Raw genomic sequence first — 17,505 nt, 5'->3', positions numbered from 1 at the left:
CCCTCATCTGGCTGCGGCCGGAAGATCGAACTCCCGCCGGAATTTCTCGTCTTCCGCGACGGCACCGCGGAAGCGGGCGATGGAGAAGGGGTCAAGCGGCGTCTCGGTGCTGCCGTCGCAGATCATCTCGCTGAGGCACAGCCCGACGCCCGGGCCGATCTGGAAGCCGTGGCCGCAGAAGCCGAAGGCATGGAAGAGCCCGTCCGTCGTCATGCTCGGCCCGATCACCGGGATCATGTCGGGCAGGTAGCCCTCGATGCCGGACCAGACGCGGATGACGTGGCAGTCGCGCAGCGCCGGCACCACCGCCGTCAGGTGACGCATGGCGGCGAGGGTCTTCGCCGGCGGCACGGGCGCGCGGTTGCGGATCGGGTCCGCCGCCGTGCGCGGATAGCCGGCGAGGATGACGTTGCCGCGCGGGATCTGGCGGAAGATGACCGTGCCGTCCACCGCCTGCACCGAGGGGCGGATGAAATAGGGGAACGGCTCCGTGACGAACTGTGGCGGCCCGGCGGGAAAGAGCGGCGCGCCCTCGCCGAACATTTGCGCGATCTCGCCCGCCCAGGCCCCGGCGGCATTGACGAGATGGTCGCAGCCGAAGCTCCGGCCGTCCGCCGTCTCCAGCACGAAACCCGCCGCCTCGCGGCGCGCCTGCATCACGGTGCACTGCTCCACGACCTCGACGCCGAGCGCCTTGGCCGCACGCGCCACGGCAGGCGTGACGAGACGCGGATTGGCGGTGGCATCGCGCGGCGAGAATGTGGCCGCCACCGCCTTGCCGCTCAGCCAGGGATAGCGCCGGGCAAGGTCGGCTGCGCCGAGATGCTCGATGGCGAGGCCGTGGCTCTCGGAAACGGCGGCGTATTTCTCGAGCTTCTCGCGTTCCGCGTCATTGAAGGCGATGTAGAGATGGCCGCTCGGGTCGAATTCGCAGCGGTCGCCGATGAGCTCCTCAATGTCCTCCCACAGCGCCTGCGCGCGCAGCGACAGGGGATATTGCCCCGGAAAGCGGCCCTGCAGGCGCAGGTTGCCGAAATTGGTGCCGCTCGACTGGGCGCCGACTACCCCTTTCTCGACCAGCACGACCTTGCGGCCGCGCCGGGCGAGGAAGAAGGCCGTCCAGGCGCCGATGAGCCCGCCACCGACGATGACGACATCCGTCCGGCGCATCGTCATGCCTCTTCCTCCTCGAGGATGCCGAGCGGAACGGGCTTGAGCGGTGCCTGGCCGCGCAGCCGGCCCACCGCCTCGACCGGCAGGCCGGCATGGGCGGCCGCGATTTCCTGCAGCGCCGGGCCGCAGACGCGGCCTTGGCAACGACCCATGCCGCAGCGGGTGATGGCCTTGACGCGGTTGACGTCGACGGGGCCGAGGTCGGCATCCATCGCCCGGCGGATGTCGCCCGCCGTCACATGCTCGCAGCGGCAGACGGCGACCTCGTCGGAAAGGCGGGCGAGCGCCGCAACCGGCCAGCGGAAGGCCCGCGCCAACCCCTGCTGGAAGCGGCGCAGGCGAGCGAGCCGGCGGCGCAGCGCGGGGCGCTCGTCGTGTTCTGATCGCAGACCGAGATCATGGAGCACGGCGAGCGCGGCGAGCGCACCGCTCGCCTCCGCCGCATCGGCGCCGCCGATCGCCGCGCCGTCGCCCGCCAGATAGAGCCCTTCGCCGGCCCGGCCGTCCTCGTCGGTCACCGGCAGCCATAGTCGGAAGCGGGCATCGAAGGCGAAGCGCGCCCCGGCGAGCTCGGCGAGCTGGGTCTCGGGCTTGAGGCCGTAGCCGAGCGCCACCGCATCGCAGGCGATGCGCCGCTCGTGCCCGCGCCCGTCGCGGAAACGCAGGGCCGTCACGCCCGCCTCCCCCTCGATCGCGAGCGGCGTGACACCGTCGAACAGGGGCACGCGGGCGCGCTTCAGGGCGGCCAGATAGGCGATGCCGCGCGCCAGCGTGCGCGGCACGGCGGCGAGCTGCGGCAGGGCCGCGATCTTGTCGCGGAAGGATGAGGTGTCGCAGACGGCCACGACCTCGGCGCCGAGCTTGCGGTATTGCAGCGCCGCGAGCGACAGGAGCGGCGAGGCGCCGAGAAAGGCGACGCGCCGGCCGACGAGGCAGCCCTGGTCCTTCAGCACGGCCTGGGCGCCGCCGAGGGTGAAGACGCCTGGCAGGATCCAGCCCGGCAGTGGTGCGATGCGATCCATGGCGCCGGTGGCGACGATGAGCGCATCGAAGGCGATGGTCGTCTGGCGGCCGTCGCGGACGCAGTGGAGCCGCCGGTCCTCGATGCCCCAGACGAGCGTACGCGGCCGGTAGTCGATCCGATTTAGGAGGGCGGCGAAATCGGCGTGCAGGGCTTTGTATTTCCCCGCCTCGGTGCCCATGAGGGTATCCATGTCGAGGGCAAGGCCCGGCGAGGGGCGGCGGTAGCCCTGCCCGCCGGCCTGGCGGCCCTCGTCGACGAGGATCGGCCGGAGGCCCTGCGCCGCGAGGATGCCCGCCGCCCGGATGCCGGCCGGACCGGCCCCGACGATGACGACCTCAGCCATGAGCTCGGCCATGGGCGAAGCGCTCCGCCGGCGGCTCGGTCACGATCGCCATGCCCGCCGCGACCGGGGTGGTGCAGGCGCGCAGACGCTCGCCGGCCTCGCTCCACACCCAGCAATCCTGGCAGGCGCCCATGAGGCAGAAGCCGGCACGCTCGCCGCCGTCGAACTCGTGCCGGCGCAGGACAGGCCGTTGAACGAGGATGGCGGCGAGAAGGCTGTCGCCGGCCTGCGCCTCCGCGCTCTTGCCGTCGATGGTGAAGCGCACCCGCTCGGCCTCGCGCGGCACCGCCTGTACGAAGCGCCCCTCTCCCGCCGCGCTGGCGCCATTGTCGCCGCCTGCCATGGCCGATATTCCCCTATAGTTATTATCGTATTGCAATAATTCTTATTATCTATACGAGGCCTATCGCGCCGGCCTGTCAAGGCCCGCCTGGTCAGTTGCGCGAGACAGCGCGCGCGGCGGCGACGACGAGGGAGCTGAAGCGCTCGATGACCTCCTCCTGCGTATAGCGGGCGTAGGACACGGCGATGTTGATGGCGCCCTCCGGCCGGCCGTGCTCATCGAGGATGGCCGCCGCGACGGAGGCATCGCCGTTGTAGAACTCGCTGAAGGCGGTGGCGAAGCCGCGCTCGGCCGACAGCCGGAGCTTGGCGGCAAGCTCCTCGCGCTGGAAGGTGGTGTGGGCCGTGTGGGGCTTGAGATCCGACCGGTCGATGATGGCGAGCGCCTCCGCCTCCGGCAGGCACGACAGCATGGCGATGCCCGGCGCGGTGCAATAGGCCGGCATGCGCGTGCCGATGATCACGTCGGTGTTGAGCATGTGCCGGCTCATGAAGCGCGAGACGAAGATGATGTGCGTATCGTCGAGCACCGTGAGGTTGACCGTCTCCTCCGTCTCCTTGCTGAGATGCATGAGATAGGGCATCGCCCGCTCGATGAGGCGGTTGCCGCGCAGGAAGTGGTAGCCGAGGTCGAGGCTCTTCGGCGTCAGCTCGAAGCGCTTCGTCTCCGGGTCCTTGCGCAGGTAGCCGAGGCGCGTGAGCGTGTGGGTGAAGCGCTGGGCGGCGCTGACGTCCATGTCCGTCGCCGCCGCGACCTGCGACAGGCTCATGGTCTGGCGCTGGCCGCCGAACGCCTCGAGCACGCGGAAGGCCTTCTCCACCGACATCACCATGAGGGTGTCGCCACCCTTCTCTCGGCCGTTCCCCGCCCTGCCCCGCTTTGCCGGCGCCGCCGCGCTCGTGTCCGCCATCTTCGCCACTCCCGTCGAATCGCAACCAATTTCACAAATGCCGTTGACAAGGCCAATTCGTTCGATGAACATTCAATAGACTTTATTGCATGTCAATAAAACATATCAATGACAAAGGGTTGACGATGTCGGAGTTCGTGCTCAGAGAGAAACGGGGGAACGTCGGCATCGTCACGCTGAACCGCCCCCAGGTGCTCAACGCCTGGAATTCGGCCATGCGTGTCGCGCTCGTCGAGGCGCTGGATGCGATGGAGGACGATGCTGCCGTCCGCGCGATCATCCTCACCGGGGCGGGCGAGCGGGCTTTCGGCGCCGGTCAGGACCTCAACGAGACGAAGACCTTCGACGCGAACCGGGCCGAGGCCTGGGTCGGCGAATGGGAGCGGCTCTACGACCGCATCCGTTCGCTGTCGAAGCCGATCATCGCCGCCGTCAACGGCGTGGCCGCCGGCTCGGCCTTCCAGGTGGCGCTGCTGTGCGATCTGCGCATCGGCCATCCGGGGGTCAAGATGGGCCAGCCGGAGATCAATTCCGGTATCGCCAGCACCACCGGGCCGTGGATCATGCGCGAGATCATCGGCCTTGCGCACACCATCGACCTCACGCTCACCGGCCGCATGATGGATGCCGAGGAATGCTACCGCATCGGCGTCCTCAGCCGCCTCGTCCCGCAGGACAAGGTCATGGAGGAGGCGCTCGCCCTCGCCGGGCATCTCGCCGAAAAGCCGCCGACCGCCATGCGCCTCGACCGCCAGCGCTTCCGCGAGATGACGGAGGCGGGCTTCCGCGACGCATTGTCCGCCGGCGTGCGCATCCAGCGCGAGGCCTACGCGTCGGGCGAGCCGGCGCGGATGATGGAGCAGTTTCTCGCCAGCCGGGCGGCGAGAAGGGGCTGAACCCCCACCGCCCGTTCACACCAGAGGGGAAAGGCAGGCACCGCGCCTGCAGGAGGCCAGACATGAACAAAGACAAGATGTTCCTCAACCGCCGCAGCCTCTTGAAGGCTGGCGCCGGCGCCAGCCTCGCCGCCCTCGCGATGCCGGCGCTCGTCGGCCGCGCCGCGGCAGCGACCCAGATCACGGTCGCCGACCCCGGCGGTCCCTTCAGCCCGGCCTTCCGCAAGGCCTTCTACGATCCCTTCGAGCAGAAGACAGGCATCCGCATCGTCAACGTGGCGCGCGAGGCCGAGCCGACGGCCCAGTTCAAGGCCATCGTCGATACCGGCTCCTACACCTGGGACGTGTGCACGCTGACGCTGTCGGCCCGCGACATCCTGACGAAACAGAACCTGCTCGAGCCCATCGGCTTCACGCAGGCCGACGTGCCGGGCCTGATGCCGCTCGCCATTTCACCCGTGTGGATGGGCACGGACGTCTATTCCACCGTCTTCGCCTATCGCACCGACCGCATGAAGGCGGAGCCGCAGAGCTGGGCCGACTTCTGGGACGTCGAGAAGTTTCCCGGCCGCCGCGCTCTGCGCAAGAACCCCATCGACACGCTGGAGCAGGCGCTGCTCGCCGACGGGGTGGCCCTCGACAAGCTCTACCCGCTCGACATCGACCGCGCCTTCAAGAAGCTCGACGAGATCAAGTCGCACATCGACGTGTGGTGGACCGGCGGCGCCCAGTCGACGCAGCTCCTCCAGAGCGGCGAGGTCGACCTCATCTCCGGCTGGAACGCGCGTTTCCAGGCGGCGATCGACGGCGGCGCCCCGGCGAAGATCGTCTGGAACCAGGGCCTCTACTCGATCGAGGGCTGGGGCATCCCCAAGGGCTGCCCGCGCGCCGACGCGGCCCGCCAGTTCGTGCGCTTCTGCGCCGAGGCCGCCCAGCAGGCGATCTTCACCGAGATTCTCGCCTATGGGCCGACCAACCTCGACGCCTACAAGACGATCCCCGACGCGCGCGCCTCGGCCCTGCCGACCTCGCCGTCGAACCTGAGCCGCATGACCGTGGCCAACGAGGACTGGTGGAGCGCCAACCGGGCGGCCGTGACCGAGCGCTTCAACAGCTGGTTGCTGGCCTGAGGCACGCTGCGCCCCGGCGCGCGACACGAAGTTCCTGAATGCGAGCGCGTGCCCCGGTCTACCATGGCCGGAGCACGCATCGGGAGGTTGCCGTGACGGCGACAGAGACGACCCACTCCACGACGACCCATTCGGCGCCCCAGCCGATGCCCCATGCCGACGGCATGCCGCCGAAGCTCCTCGTCGACGGCCTGTCCAAGCAGTACGGGCAGGTCACGGCGCTGGAGCCGACGCAGCTCGCGGTCGAGAAGGGCGAGTTCCTGACCCTTCTTGGCCCCTCCGGCTCGGGCAAGACGACCCTGCTGCAGCTCGTCTGCGGCCTCGTCGATCGCTCGAGCGGGCGGCTCTTCATCGACGGCGTCGACCAGTCGGACACGCCCGTGCACCAGCGCGACATCGGCCTCGTCTTCCAGCACTATGCGCTGTTCCCGCACCTGACGGTGGCGGAGAACGTGGCCTTCCCGCTCAAGATGCGCGGCTGCGCGCCCGGCGAGCTCGGCCGGCGCGTCAAGGACGCGCTCGACATGGTGCATCTCGGCCATCTCGCCGACCGCTTCCCGCGGGCGCTGTCCGGCGGCCAGCAGCAGCGCGTCGCCCTCGCCCGCTGCTTCGTCTACCAGCCCTCGATCATCCTCATGGACGAGCCGCTCGGCGCCCTCGACAAGAAGCTGCGCGACCACATGCAGATCGAGATCAAGCGCCTGCACCGCGAGACGGGCACGACGATCATCTACGTCACGCACGACCAGGAAGAAGCGCTCGCCATGTCGGACCGCATCTGCCTGATGAACCACGCGCGCATCGAGCAGATCGGCGCCCCGCACGACATCTACATGCGCCCGCGCACCGCCTTCGCCGCCGATTTCATCGGCATCTCCAACATCTTCCGCGGCGAGTTCGTCCATGGCGACGGCAGGCCGCGGCTGTCGACGCCGCACGGCCTCTTTGTCCTGCCGGAGGCGGTGACGGCGAGCGGAAAGGGCGGCGCGCTCGTGGTGCGCCCGGAGCACCTGCGCGTCGGCGCCGGTGCCGCCAACAGCATCACCGGCACCGTGACCGAGGTGGTCTATGCCGGGTCCGAGACCCGCGTCATCGCCGACCTCGGCGCCGGCACGCAGGCGATCCTGCGGCTGTGGCCGGGCGAGCCCGTGCCGCGGCTCGGCGAGCCGGTCACGGCGGGCTGGGACGCGGACAACGCGGCCTTCGTGCCATGACGATGGCGCTGTCGCTCCCGGCGGCGAGCCCGCGGACCTGGCGGCCGAGCCCGCTGTGGCTTGCCGTGCCCGGCTTCCTGCTGCTCGTCGTCTTCTTCGCCTTCCCGGTGGCGCGCCTGCTCGTGCTCAGCGTGCAGGACACCGAGACGGGCGCCTTCAGCCTTGCCTCCTTCGCGCGCATCGCGACGACGGACGTCTACATCCGCGTCCTCGGCATCACCTTCAAGATCGCCGGCTACACGGCGCTCTTCTCGCTCCTCCTCGGCTATCCCCTCGCCTATTGGCTGGCGCGGATGCCGGATGCGATGCGCGGGCGCATGCTCATCTTCGTCATGGTGCCGTTCTGGACGAGCTATCTCGTCAAGACCTTCGCCTTCATGCTGCTCCTCGGCCGCACCGGCGTCGTCAACGAGATCCTCGTCGGCTCCGGGGTCGTCTCGCAGCCGCTGGCGCTCATCAACAACGAGCTCGGCGTCATGATCGGCATGGTGCACGCCATGGTGCCGCTCGCGGTCATGACCATGCTGCCGGTGATGGCCGGCATCGACCGGCGCCTCGTGCAGGCGGCGCAGACGCTCGGCGCCTCGCCCGCCCATGCCTTCTGGCTCGTCTATTTCAAACTGTCGCTGCCGGGCGTTGCCGCCGCCGGGCTCCTCGTCTTCATCTCCTCGCTCGGCTTCTTCATCGTGCCGGCCTTCCTCGGCGGACGGCGCGAGACGATGCTCGCCCAGCTCATCATCACCCAGGTGCAGGAGCTCCTGAACTGGTCCTTCGCCGGCGCGCTCGCCGCCATGATGCTGGTGGCGGCCCTGGTCTCGTGCTGGGTCTACGACCGCGTCTTCGGCCTCTCGACGGTGACCGGCCAGGGCTCGGACGGCAAGGAAGCGACGGGGCGGCTGCGCCTTGCGGGCCTCGCCGTACTGCACGGCCTCGCCGGGGCGAGCGCGCTCCTTGCCGCGCCGGTGCAGCGCCTCTTCGGCGCGCGCGCCGGCCGAGCCATGCTGCCTGCCGTCTCCGGCGCCGTCATCGTCTTCCTCGTCGCGCCGACGCTCATCGTCATCCCCATCGCCTTCACGACGTCGCAGTTCCTCGAATTCCCGCCGCCCGGCTACGGCCTGCGCTGGTTCGAGACCTATTTCTCCTCGCCGCTGTGGGTGTCGGCCACCATCCGCTCCTTCCTCGTCGCCGGTGCGACGGCCGTGGCCGCGACGATCATCGGCGGCCTCGCGGCGCTCGCGCTGGCCCGCAGCAACAGCCGCTGGAACGGCGCCATCTTCGCCTTCTTCCTCGCGCCGATGATCGTGCCGCGCATCGTCATCGCGGTCGGGCTGTTCTACCTCTTCGCCCAGCTCGGCCTCGTGGCGAGCGACCTCGGCCTCGTCATCGGCCACACCGTGCTCGCCATCCCCTTCACGCTGGTCACCATCGCGGCGGTGCTGAAGAGCTACGACACCCGCCTCGACCAGGCGGCGGCGACGCTCGGCGCCAACCGCCTGCGCACGCTCTTCCTCATCACCGTGCCGCTGGTGAAGGGCGGGCTCATCGCCGCCTTCCTCTTCGCCTTCATCACCTCCTTCGACGAGCTGACCATCGCCATCTTCGTCAGCGGCGGGGTGAAGACGACGCTGCCCAAGCAGATGTGGGACGACATGATCCTGCAGCTCAACCCGACGCTGGCGGCGGTCTCCGTCGTGGTCTTCGTGATCGTGACGGCGCTGCTCCTCGTCGCCGAGCGGTTCCGCCGCTCGCCCTGAACCGCCGGCCGCCCGGGCGGCCGGCAATCCGTGCAACGCGCGCCGCGGTGCGCGAGCCCGCTCCCGAGGGCCTCGCGCCAGCCGGACTGCGGCTTCGATCGAGCAAGAGACGCTGACGATGGCTTTGACCGAGGATGGATTTGCCGGCCTTTTGGAGGCGCGCGCCGCGAGCGACCCGGACGGCATCTACGCCCGCTTCAACGGGGCGCCGCTGACCTTCAAGCGGCTCGCCGGCGAGGCGGCGGCTTTTGCGGCCGAGCTCGCCGCGCGCGGCATCGGTCCGGGAGACCGCGTCGCCGTGATGCTGCGCAACAGCCCGGCAACGCTCGCCGTCGTCTTCGGCCTCATGCGCGCCGGCATCGCCTGGGTACCGGTCAACGTGCAGCAGCGCGGCGACGGGCTCGCCTATCTCCTCTCCCATGCCGCGCCGAAGCTCCTCGTCGTCGAGCGCGACCTCCTCGGGACCGTCACGGAGGCGACCGGCGGCAGCGGGCCGGAGCTGATGCTCAACGGCACGCCGGAGGCGCCGGCGGCGCTGCAGGCCGTGCTGGCGAGCGGCCATCCCTTCGATGCGCCGCTGCCGGGGCCCGAAGCCACGGCGGCCATCATGTACACCTCCGGCACGACCGGGCGTCCCAAGGGCGTCATCGTCTCGCACCGGATGCTGCGGCTCGCCTCCGAAGCGGTGTCGCGCGTGTCGGTGGCGCGCCCGGGCGACGTCTTCTTCGTGTGGGAGCCGCTCTACCACATCGGCGGCGCGCAACTGATGCTCCTGCCGATGACGCACGGCATCACCCTCGCCATGGTGGACCGCTTCAGCGCCAGCCGCTTCTGGGGCCAGGTGGCCGCCGAGGGGGCGACGCATATCCACTATCTCGGCGGCATCCTGCAGATCCTGCTCAAGCAGCCGGAGGGACCGCAGGACCGGGCGCACAAGGTGCGCATCGCCTGGGGCGGCGGCTGCCCGCCGGAGATCTGGCGCCGCTTCGAGGAGCGCTTCGGCGTCGAGATCCGCGAGTGCTACGGCATGACCGAGGCCTCCAGCATCACCACCTTCAACGACAGCGGCGCCGTCGGCGCCGTCGGCGCGCCCCTGCCCTGGTTCAAGGTGCTGCTGCTCGACGAGGCCGGCGCGCCGGTCGGCCCCGGCGCGCGCGGCGAGATCGTCGTCGAGACGAGCCTGCCGGGCGCCCTCTTCGAGGGCTATCTCGACAATCCGGAAGCGACCGCGAAGGCCCTGCGCGGCGGCCGGCTGCATACGGGCGACCTCGGCTCCTACGATGCCGCCGGCAACCTCCTCTTCCACGGCCGCATGACCGACAGCGTGCGCTGCCGCGGCGAGAATGTCTCGGCCTGGGAGGTGGAGCACGTCGCCGCCGAACACCCGGACGTCGAGGACTGCGCCATGATCGGCGTCGCGACGGACGTCGGCGAGCAGGACATCAAGCTCTTCGTCAAGCCGCGCCCCGGCAGCCGCATCGACGCGGCGGCTTTGTCGCGCTGGCTCGGGGCGCGCCTCGCCTCCTACCAGAACCCCCGCTATATCGCCGTCGTCTCGGATTTCGAGCGCACGGCGAGCCAGCGCATCATGAAGCACAAGCTGCCCGCGAGCCGCGACGACTGCTGGGACCGGCTCGCCATGCAGGAGGCCTGACATGCACGAGAGCTGTGAGCACGAGAGCTGCGACATCCTGCTCAGCGGCACCGGCGGCTTCGCCGCCCGCATCGCCTTCGACCTCGCCGGGACGGCGCGCCGCCCCGTCTCGGTCGTCATCGCCGGCCGCAACGCCGATCGCCTGAACTGGCTGGTGCTGGCGGCGAATGCCCGCGCCGCCATCTTCGGCGCGCCGGCCACCTTCCGCGGCTATCGCACCGACCTTCTGGCGCCCGACGCGGCCCCGGCGCTGATCAGCGCGACCCGGCCGAAGGTCGTGGTGCAGGCCGCCTCGGTGCAGACCTCGCAGGTGATCGCGACCACGGGCGATGCCTGGTCGCAGCTCGTGGCGGAGGGCGGCCTCAGCGCCACCGCCGTCTTCCAGACGCTGATCTCCGCCCGCGTCGCGGCGGCGATCTCCGCCGCGGGCAACGGCGCGGCATTCGTCAACTGCTGTTTCCCGGATGTCGTCAACGGGCTCATCGCCGCGCTCGGCCACGACGTCGCCTGCGGCATGGGCAATGTCGCCATCCTCTCCAATGCCTTCGCCGGCGCCCGCGGCATCGCCGACCCGGCGCGCATCCAGGTGCTCGCCCATTACCAGAACCTCGCCCCCTTCCGCCGGGCGCCCGAGGCCCGCTCGGAAAGGCCGCCACGGGTGTGGATCGACGGACAGGAAATCACGGACGTCTACGGCGCCTTCGCCGACATCCGCCTGACACCCGAGCCCGTCATCGACATCTCCGGCGCGAGCGGCGTGCCGCTGGTGCTCGCGATGGCGGCCGGTGAGGACTGGACCGGCCATGCGCCGGGACCCGGCGGACGCCCGGGCGGCTATCCCGTCGCGCTGCGCGACGGGCGGCTCGCCCTGCGTCTGCCGCCGGGCGTGACGGAGGAGGAGGCGGTGGCGTGGAACCGCGCCTTCGAGGCGCGCGGCGGCCTCGTCATCGACGGCGACCGCGCGGTCTATACGGGCGCCCTGCGCGATGCCCTCGCCCGCCACTCCCCGGCGCTGGCGGAGGGCTTCGCCATCCGCGACATCGAGAGCGTCCACGCGGACATGCGCGCCCTGCGCGACCGCCTTCAGGACATGCGCTGACCCAGCGGGGCGTCCGGTCAACGCGCCAGCTGGAAGCGCTCGAAGCGGTGCAGCTCCTCGTCGATCACCGTCTTCAGGCCCTCGCGCACGCCCTCGGTGAACCAGGTCCACTGCTGGATGAGCAGCTTGCCGTTCTCCCGGTCCGCCTTGAGGTCGATGGCGGCGACGATCTCGTCGCCGACGAGGACCGGCAGCGCGAAATAGCCGAGACGGCGCTTGTCCTTCGGCACATAGGCCTCGAAGCGGTGCTCGTAGCCGAAGAAGAGGTGCGCCCGTTTGCGCTGGATCATGAGCGGGTCGAAGGGCGAGAGGATGTGCACCGTATCGGACGGCGCGCCGCCCGCCGTGGCCAGCACCTCCGGCCGGGCCCAGTGGAGCAGCTTCTCCTCCCCCGCGAGGACGACGGGCACGAGCTCCTTGCGGCGCACCCGCGCCTCGATCGCCTGCCGCACGGCGGGCTTGCTGCCGGCGTCGAGATAGCAGATGGAATCGAGGCTCACGAGGCCCTGCGCCCTGAGCGCGCGGTCGAGCAGATAGGCCGCCCGCTCCTTCTCGGAGGCCGGCTTCGGCGGCGCGTCCCAGCCGAAATGCCGCTCCATCAGCTCGTAGGTCTTGACCATGCCGTTGCGGGCGCTAACCGTCAGCACGCCCGTGTAGAAGGCGAGCTGCAGCGCCCGCTTCGACGGCTTGCGGCTGGCCCAGGGATGGTCCTTCTCGACGAGGACGTCGTCCTCGATGTCGCGGATGGTCAGCGGTCCTTCGCTCCTGACGAGCGTCAGCACCTTGCCGAGATCCGCCTTCTTGACCGAGGCGAACCACGGCCGCGGCTGCCGGCGGTAGCGCTTCATCGCGCCGAGATAGAAGCGCAGGTCCCGCGTCGGCACGTAGGACAGGGCGTGCGTCCAATATTCGAAGACGCTCTTGTCGACGCTCTGCGCCCGGGCGAGGTCCTCGCGGCGATAGGCCGGGATGCGCGTCCACAGGATGTGGTGATGGCAGCGCTCGATGACGTTGATGGTGTCGATCTGCACATAGCCGAGATGTTCGACCGCAGCCTGCGTCGCCTCCGGTCCCGCGCCGAAGGGCTCGGGCGTGTCGAGCCGTTGCGCGGCGATCCAGATATGCCTGGCCGCGGCCTTGGAAAGAACGTGGGGTGTCGTCGTCTTGGGCGCCATGGCGCGGACGATAGCCGGATTCGCCGCGGGATGGGGAGCTACCGCCGGCCGCCTACCTCGTCGATGTGCTTGAGCAGGTCGGCCGGGTCGTCGTAGACGCGGAAGGCGCCGGCCTGGCGCAGCTCATCCGGGCCGTAGCCGCCGCTCAGGAGGCCGACGCCGAGCGCGCGGCAGCGCGTTGCCGCCAGCATGTCCCAGATGGCGTCGCCGACGACGACCGCCGTCTCGATGGGCGCGGCGAGCCGGCCGGCGGCGGCGACGAAGAGGTCGGGGTCGGGCTTGGCGTATTTCACCTGGTCGCGCGTGACGACCGGCACCCTGGCGGGGTCGACGCCGAGCGCCTCGATGTTGAGCGATGCCGTCTCCATGCGGCCGCTGGTGGCGATCGCCCAGGGAATGCCGTTGTCGGTGAGCCAGGCGAGCAGTTCGCGCGCCCCGGGCAGCGGCCGCACCTGGCCGGCGAGGCGCTTGTAGGCCGCCGCGTGACCCTGGCGCAGGCGGTCGACGCGCTCGGCCGAGATATCCATGCCCGTCTCGCGCAGGAGCTGGTTGGTGAAGAGGCCGCCGCTCATGCCGATCTTGCGGTGGATGCGCCAGACGGACAGGTCGATGCCCTCGGCATCGAGCGCCTCCTTCCAGGCAAGGACATGCTGGTAGACGCTGTCGACGAGCGTTCCGTCGAGATCGAACAGGAAGACGGGTTCGATACGCATGGGGGTCGCACCTCGCGGCTGGGTCGGGGCTCACACCGTCTTCTCACGACGCGCCCGGCTTGTCACCGCTCAATGGCGGGTCCGGCGCCGGCGTGCCGTTCGAGCGCCGCACCGAAGGCGCGCGCCGCCGGGCCGAGCGGCGCGTCCGTCCGGTGCACCAGATAGGCGGTGACGACGGCCTCCCCGCCCGGCCCGAAGGCCGTCGCATTGAGCCGCACCAGGCGGCCCTCGGCGAGATCGCGCGCCACGAGCCACAACGGCAGGCGCCCCCAGCCCAGGCCGCCGAGGATGAGCGCGTGCTTCACCTCCTGGGTGTCGACGCGCCAGGTGCCCGGCGACAGGACGCCGAAGTCCCGCCCCTGCGACAGGGGCGAGGGATCCTCGAGCACGATCTGCAGGTGGTCGGCGAGGTCCTCCATGCCGAGCGGCTCCTGCGGATCGCGCTGGCCGAGCGGATGAGAGGCGGCGGCGACGGCGACGAAGGCGAGCCGCGTCAGGATGCGGCGCGCGATGCGCGGGTCGGGAAAGTCGCCGCCCACGTTGATGCCGAGCGTCGAGCGGCCTTCGCGCACGGCGACGAGCGGACCGCCGAGCGGCAGGAAGGAGACGCGCACCGCCACGGACGGGTGGCTCGCCCTGAGGTCGCGCAGAGCGGCCGCGATGACGGGCAGGGAAAAGAGCGTGTCGACCACGATCGGCAGCTCGATCTCGAGGTCCTGCGAGAGGCCGCGCGCCCGGGCGCGCAGGAAATCGACCTTGAGCAGCGCCGCCCGCGCATCCTCGAGCAGCGCCCTGCCCTCCCGGGTCAGCACCGGGCGCCGGCCCGAGCGGTCGAACAGGGCAAGGCCGAGCTCCGCCTCGAGATTGGCCATCGCATGACTGATGGCCGACTGCACACGGCCGAGGCGCGCGGCGGCCGCGCGGAAGCTGCCGGCCTCGGCGACCGCGACAAAAACCCGGAGCTGATCGAGAGTGAGTGCATCCAGCATGATCTAAATCTTCGATCGTTCAGAGCGAAATTTTCTCACTTATATCGATCGATGCAAGCGTCCATCTCTTCTGTGCCACGCGCTGAGAGGATGCACGACATGCGAACACGCGAAGACATAACGGACGGCAGGCACGGCAACGAGGTGCGCCCGCGGGTGCTCGTTCTCTATTACTCGTCCTACGGCCATATTGCCGCCCTCGCCGCCGCGGTTGCCGAAGGGGCCGGCGGGGCCGGAGCCGAGATCGCGGTCAAGCGCGTACCGGAGCTGGTGCCCGTCGAGGTGGCGCGCCGGGCCGGCTACGACCTGACGCAGGAGGCGCCCGTCGCCGCGGTGGCCGAGCTCGCCGACTACGACGCCATCGTCATCGGCACGCCCACCCGCTTCGGCAACATGGCGGCGCAGATGAAGAACTTCCTCGACCAGGCCGGCGGCCTCTGGGCGCGGGACGCGCTGGTCGGCAAGGTCGGCGCCGTCTTCACCTCCACCGGCAGCCAGCACGGCGGGCAGGAGACGACGATCCTCACGGCGCATGTGGTCATGATGCACCTTGGCATGGTCGTCGTCGGCCTGCCCTACACCTTCAAGGGCCAATTGCGCATGGACGAGATCACCGGCGGCTCGCCCTACGGCGCCTCGACGCTCGCCGACGACGGCAGCGGCGGCGACCGGCGCCCGAGCGAGAACGAGCTCGCCGGCGCCCGCTTCCAGGGCCGCCACGTCGCGGAGATCGCCGGCCTTCTCGCCATCGGCCGAGCCCGGCGGGACATCCGCGCGCGGGAGGACGCATGACCGGCGGGCGCGGCACGACCGGCCTCATCGTCGGCGCCGGCATCGTGTCCGCCTTCCAGGTGGGCAAGGCGCCGCTGGCGCTGGAAGCCGTGCGGGCGGATCTCGGCCTCTCCCTTGCCGCCGCCGGCTGGCTGCTCTCGGCCTTCGCCATCGTGGGCGCCGTGGCGGGCATGGCGATCGGCCTCGCGGCAGGGCGCGCCGGCATGCGCCGGCTCGCCGTCGGCGGCCTTCTCCTGCAGGCGCTCGGCAGCGCCATCGGGGCCGGCGCCGGCGGCGCGCCCCTCCTCCTCGCGAGCCGCGCCATCGAAGGCCTCGGCTTCCTCGCGGTCGTCGTCGCGGCCCCCGCGCTTCTCGCGGCGATCACGCCCGCGCCTCGCGCCGGCCGGGTCTTCGCGCTGTGGAGCACCTTCATGCCGGTGGGCATGACGATCATCCTCGCCGCGGCGCCGCTGCTGCCCGTCCTCGGCTGGCGCGGGTTATGGCTCGGCAATGCCGCGCTGCTCGCGGGCTATGCTCTCGTCGTCGCTCTGCGCACGAAGGGCCTTTCCCTGCCCCTTCCGCCGGAAGGCATGGGCGCGGATGCGCGCGAAACCCTCGGCAGGCGCGGACCATGGCTGCTCGCCGGGCTGTTCGCGGCCTTCTGCATGGGCTTTTTCGCCGCCTTCGGCTTCCTGCCGACGATCCTCGGCGAGCGCCTGGCCGTTGCGCCGGCGGCGGCGAGCCTGCTGACCGCGCTCGCCATCCTCGCCAGTGCCGGCGGCAACCTTGTCTGCGGCCGCCTCATCGCCCGGGGCTGGAGCCGTCGGGGCCTTCTCGTCATCGGCTTCGCGGCCATGGCCGTCTGCGGCATCGGCATCTTCACCCCGTCGATGCCGGGCGCCGGCGCCTATGTGTCGTGCCTCATGTTCTCGGCCATCTCCGGCCTCATCCCCGTCGTCCTCTTCGATGCCGCGCCGCATTACGCACCGCGGGCCGACCGCGCGGGCGCCACCATGGGGCTGCTGATGCAGGGCAACAACCTCGGGCTGCTCGTGGGCCCGGCCGCGGCGGGGCTCCTCGCCGGAAGCCTCGGCTGGCCGAGCCTCGCCGCCCTCGTGGCCGTCGTCGCGCTCGCCGGCATCGCGCTTGCGGCGATGCTGCCGCCGCGGCGGGCGGAGCTCAGCGGCGGGGCGAAGCCGTCGGCCGCTCCCAGTTGAAGGCGGCAAGGCGCGGATCGTCGGCGAAGGCCTCGCGGCCGAATTCGAGGCCGCTCGCGGGAAAGTCGCAGACGGCCTGCACGCCGCTCGGCCCGAGGCGCATGCGCCAGGTCTGCCGCTCGAGCGGGCGCGGCTCGGAGAAGGCGGCGCAGGTCAGCACCGCGAGATTGGCGCCGCGCTCGGGATCGCGCACCGATTCATAGCGGATGACGGCGATGCCCGCCTCCCGCGCCGCATCGGCGAGCCCCTGGCAGGCCTCATAGGCGAGACGGTCGGTCCACAGCGCCCTGTCGCGCACGAGCGGCGGGGCCGTGAGGTCGAGCGCCCGCGCCACGGCGACGGCGGCGGAGAAGGCCGTGTAGTCGGTCGTGTTCGCCGGCCAGGGCGTCATCGGCGATTCGGCGAAGAAGAGGAGGCGGTAGAAGGCCATCTCGGCCACGGCGGTGCGCGGCGCCTCGGCGGCGTAGTAGACGCCGGCGGTGCGGCCGGCGCGGCGGAAGCGCGAGCCCCTGGGATATTCCGCCCCGTAGCGGAACGGCGTGGCCAGCAGATAGTCGAGGTGCCGGCACTCCGGCGGCAGCGCCGGCTTCGTCTCCTCGATGAGGTCCTCGAGGAGCTTCTGCTCATCGAGGTTGTCGACGAGCTTGAGGGTCGAGACGCGGTGCTGCGCCTCGATGAGCCGCCAGCAACGCCCCGCGTGCGGACGCGCCTCAGACGAGAGCGCGGCGGGCGTCCAGATAGGCGATGACATCGACGAGACCGGCGACGGTGCCGATCCGGTCGAGCGGCCGGGCACCGAGAAGGGTGTTGGGATTGCGCAGCCAGGCGCGGGCGACGGTCTCGTCCCCGCCGACGATCGCATCGAGCGAGCGGAAGAGACGCACGAACAGGACCGACAGCTCGAAGGACTTGGTGCCGGTCTCGAGCACGTAGTCACCGCGCTTCATGCGCGATACGGTGGCTTCGCTGAGGCCAACGATGCCGGCGAGCGCCCGCGCGGTGATGTCGAGCCGGTCGGCCGCCCGCAAGAGCGCCTTCGTCAGCACCGTGCCCGGGTCGGGCACATCGGCTCGCCGCTCGAGGATCTGCGCCATGGTCGC

At 70.8% G+C, this 17,505-nt stretch carries 17 protein-coding genes; 8 read left to right on the top strand and 9 right to left on the bottom strand.

The window, feature by feature from the left end; genetic code table 11:
* Positions 1-3: 3 nt before the first annotated feature.
* From GGR16_RS19455 to GGR16_RS19440, 4 genes are all read right to left on the bottom strand, one after another.
* Positions 4-1,176 (bottom strand): NAD(P)/FAD-dependent oxidoreductase, encoded by a 1,173-nt coding sequence (locus GGR16_RS19455; protein ID WP_183317688.1) that lies wholly within the window; start codon positions 1,174-1,176, stop codon positions 4-6.
* On the bottom strand, positions 1,173-2,552 hold the full coding sequence (locus GGR16_RS19450) for an FAD/NAD(P)-dependent oxidoreductase (protein ID WP_183317687.1): 1,380 nt from the start codon (positions 2,550-2,552) through the stop codon (positions 1,173-1,175). The genes GGR16_RS19455 and GGR16_RS19450 overlap by 4 nt, the downstream gene beginning before the upstream one ends.
* Positions 2,533-2,883, bottom strand: a complete 351-nt coding sequence (locus GGR16_RS19445) for a (2Fe-2S)-binding protein (RefSeq protein ID WP_183317686.1) — start codon at positions 2,881-2,883, stop codon at positions 2,533-2,535. The genes GGR16_RS19450 and GGR16_RS19445 overlap by 20 nt, the downstream gene beginning before the upstream one ends.
* A gap of 91 nt (positions 2,884-2,974) precedes the next feature.
* Positions 2,975-3,793, bottom strand: a complete 819-nt coding sequence (locus GGR16_RS19440; protein ID WP_183317685.1) for an IclR family transcriptional regulator — start codon at positions 3,791-3,793, stop codon at positions 2,975-2,977.
* Positions 3,794-3,918: 125 nt separating this feature from the next.
* Here GGR16_RS19440 and GGR16_RS19435 point away from each other — a divergent pair, with 125 nt between their 5' ends.
* The 6 genes from GGR16_RS19435 to GGR16_RS19410 all read left to right on the top strand — a co-directional run bounded on the left by GGR16_RS19435 (position 3,919) and on the right by GGR16_RS19410 (position 11,540).
* On the top strand, positions 3,919-4,689 hold the full coding sequence (locus GGR16_RS19435) for an enoyl-CoA hydratase/isomerase family protein (protein WP_019403089.1): 771 nt from the start codon (positions 3,919-3,921) through the stop codon (positions 4,687-4,689).
* 62 nt (positions 4,690-4,751) lie between these two features.
* Positions 4,752-5,819, top strand: a complete 1,068-nt coding sequence (locus tag GGR16_RS19430; RefSeq protein WP_183317684.1) for an ABC transporter substrate-binding protein — start codon at positions 4,752-4,754, stop codon at positions 5,817-5,819.
* Positions 5,820-5,857: 38 nt separating this feature from the next.
* Complete coding sequence (locus tag GGR16_RS19425) at positions 5,858-7,033, top strand: ABC transporter ATP-binding protein (RefSeq protein ID WP_183317683.1); 1,176 nt, start codon at positions 5,858-5,860, stop codon at positions 7,031-7,033.
* A gap of 2 nt (positions 7,034-7,035) precedes the next feature.
* Entirely contained in the window at positions 7,036-8,787 is a 1,752-nt protein-coding gene (locus GGR16_RS19420; RefSeq protein WP_246373197.1) for an ABC transporter permease subunit, read from the top strand.
* A 118-nt stretch (positions 8,788-8,905) separates the two neighbouring features.
* Positions 8,906-10,441, top strand: a complete 1,536-nt coding sequence (locus GGR16_RS19415; protein WP_183317681.1) for an AMP-binding protein — start codon at positions 8,906-8,908, stop codon at positions 10,439-10,441.
* Position 10,442: 1 nt separating this feature from the next.
* A complete protein-coding gene (locus GGR16_RS19410) occupies positions 10,443-11,540 on the top strand; it encodes a hypothetical protein (RefSeq protein ID WP_183317680.1) in 1,098 nt (365 codons plus the stop codon).
* 17 nt (positions 11,541-11,557) lie between these two features.
* Here GGR16_RS19410 and GGR16_RS19405 read toward each other — a convergent pair whose 3' ends face one another.
* The 3 genes from GGR16_RS19405 to GGR16_RS19395 form a co-directional block, all read right to left on the bottom strand.
* The gene (locus GGR16_RS19405) at positions 11,558-12,715 is read right to left on the bottom strand and encodes a winged helix-turn-helix domain-containing protein (protein ID WP_183317679.1); all 1,158 of its coding nucleotides are present in this window, start codon (positions 12,713-12,715) and stop codon (positions 11,558-11,560) included.
* A gap of 38 nt (positions 12,716-12,753) precedes the next feature.
* Entirely contained in the window at positions 12,754-13,428 is a 675-nt protein-coding gene (locus tag GGR16_RS19400; RefSeq protein WP_183317678.1) for an HAD family hydrolase, read from the bottom strand.
* Between the two features lie 62 nt (positions 13,429-13,490).
* On the bottom strand, positions 13,491-14,417 hold the full coding sequence (locus tag GGR16_RS19395; RefSeq protein WP_019403081.1) for a LysR family transcriptional regulator: 927 nt from the start codon (positions 14,415-14,417) through the stop codon (positions 13,491-13,493).
* Between the two features lie 99 nt (positions 14,418-14,516).
* Here GGR16_RS19395 and wrbA point away from each other — a divergent pair, with 99 nt between their 5' ends.
* Positions 14,517-15,209 (top strand): NAD(P)H:quinone oxidoreductase, encoded by a 693-nt coding sequence (gene wrbA / locus GGR16_RS19390; protein WP_183317677.1) that lies wholly within the window; start codon positions 14,517-14,519, stop codon positions 15,207-15,209.
* The gene (locus tag GGR16_RS19385) at positions 15,206-16,405 is read left to right on the top strand and encodes an MFS transporter (protein WP_183317676.1); all 1,200 of its coding nucleotides are present in this window, start codon (positions 15,206-15,208) and stop codon (positions 16,403-16,405) included. The genes wrbA and GGR16_RS19385 overlap by 4 nt, the downstream gene beginning before the upstream one ends.
* Here GGR16_RS19385 and GGR16_RS19380 read toward each other — a convergent pair.
* Positions 16,368-17,156 (bottom strand): RES family NAD+ phosphorylase, encoded by a 789-nt coding sequence (locus tag GGR16_RS19380; protein WP_183317675.1) that lies wholly within the window; start codon positions 17,154-17,156, stop codon positions 16,368-16,370. The two genes, GGR16_RS19385 and GGR16_RS19380, sit on opposite strands and share 38 nt — an antisense overlap.
* A complete protein-coding gene (locus tag GGR16_RS19375) occupies positions 17,116-17,499 on the bottom strand; it encodes an antitoxin Xre/MbcA/ParS toxin-binding domain-containing protein (protein ID WP_019403077.1) in 384 nt (127 codons plus the stop codon). The genes GGR16_RS19380 and GGR16_RS19375 overlap by 41 nt, the downstream gene beginning before the upstream one ends.
* Positions 17,500-17,505 lie beyond the last annotated feature (6 nt).

The sequence above is a fragment of the Chelatococcus caeni genome (assembly GCF_014196925.1).
GTDB classification, from domain to species: Bacteria; Pseudomonadota; Alphaproteobacteria; order Rhizobiales; family Beijerinckiaceae; genus Chelatococcus_A; species Chelatococcus_A caeni.
Note: the sequence above shows the minus strand (reverse complement) of the source record. Positions and strands in the feature narration are given on the sequence as shown.